1 protein-coding gene is annotated in these 1,349 nt (G+C 53.4%); it reads right to left on the reverse strand.

The window, feature by feature from the left end:
- Positions 1–260 precede the first annotated feature (260 nt).
- Positions 261–1,274 (reverse strand): IS110-like element ISAeca3 family transposase, encoded by a 1,014-nt coding sequence (locus J9892_RS15205; RefSeq protein ID WP_052815087.1) that lies wholly within the window; start codon positions 1,272–1,274, stop codon positions 261–263.
- Between the last annotated feature and the right edge of the window lie 75 nt (positions 1,275–1,349).

The raw sequence follows: 1,349 nt of genomic DNA on the forward strand, positions 1-1,349 counted from the left end.
AAAATCTATGGTCACCCCCTTTTTTGCAACCTTGATTTCGGGTGTTGTGGTTGGCTTGCTTAAATCTATCCGGCGTCTTGATGGAGAATGTTCTCCGCGCCACGATGAGAATCGCGCCTGACTGTCCTAAAAAGACCCTCGGCCTAGAAAGCCTATTCTTTTGCCAGGTTATCAGTCAGGCCGGTATGCCGTTCACGTCATCCAATATCACAGTCGCAAAACCAGGTGGGTGTGTCAGTACAAAAGTAAATAGGGGCGCGTCAGGTTGGCATTGCCCGAAATTCGGTATGCCGTGCCGCCAGCGCCCAAGCCGTGCGGGCCAACTTGTTGGCTAGTGCACAAGCCACAACATTCGAATGCCGCCGAGTCAACATAGACCTGACCCAATCAGCCAATCGTCCCGTTTGCCGCTCTAGCCGTTGCATATAGGCTCGTGCACATTGCACCAACAATCGTCTAAGATTTTTGTCGCCACGCTTGCTGATACCCTTCAGGTTTGCCCGGCCCCCAGTACTGTACTGGCGTGGTACCAATCCGACTGACGCCGCGAAATCACGACTACATCGATAGTGTTTTCCGTCACCGAGCTCGGCGGCCAACACGCTGGCAGTGATCGGGCCGACACCAGGGATTGTCATCAGACGCTGACCAAGATCGTCATCGCCAAGCTGGCTGGCCAGTTCCTTGTCGATCTCGGCAATTTGCTGCTCCAGATACTTGAAATGGGCATGCAGCCTCTCCAACATGGTAATCAGTCGCGCTGGTAACTCGTGTTCAGCCATCACAGAAGGCAGGCGCTTGATGGCGGCATGACCGACGGGCAGACTGATGCCAAATTCGAGTAAAAAGCCGTGTATCTGGTTCGATGCCTTAACCCGATCGCGCACAAACGATTCGCGCACACGATGCAGTGCTCCCAACGTTTGCTGGCTTTCGGTCTTGGGCGTTACAAACCGCATGGAGGGACGGCAGGCGGCCTCGCAAATAGCTTCAGCATCGATGAAGTCGTTCTTGTTGCTCTTGACGAATGGGCGCACGAATTGAGGCGAAATGAGCTTACTCTCATGCCCAAATTCAGCCAGCCGACGAGCCATGTAATGGGCTCCGGCACATGCCTCCATGACGATGGTGCATACAGGAAAAGTTGCGAGGGATTCGATGAGCTTTGTCCGGTTGAACTTCTTGCGAAGAAGAGCCTTGCCGAACCGGTCTTGACAGTGAATGTGAAAAGAGTGTTTACCGAGATCAATACCAATAAGCGCAACGTTTTCCATGATGGCCTCTCCTGAAAGAAAAACACCCTGTCAGCGTACCGCTCACAGGGTGGGGGTGACCATCTCATTAGACCC

The organism is Aeromonas sp. Prich7-2 (assembly GCF_017939255.1).
In the GTDB taxonomy this organism is placed as follows: Bacteria; Pseudomonadota; Gammaproteobacteria; order Enterobacterales; family Aeromonadaceae; genus Aeromonas; species Aeromonas caviae.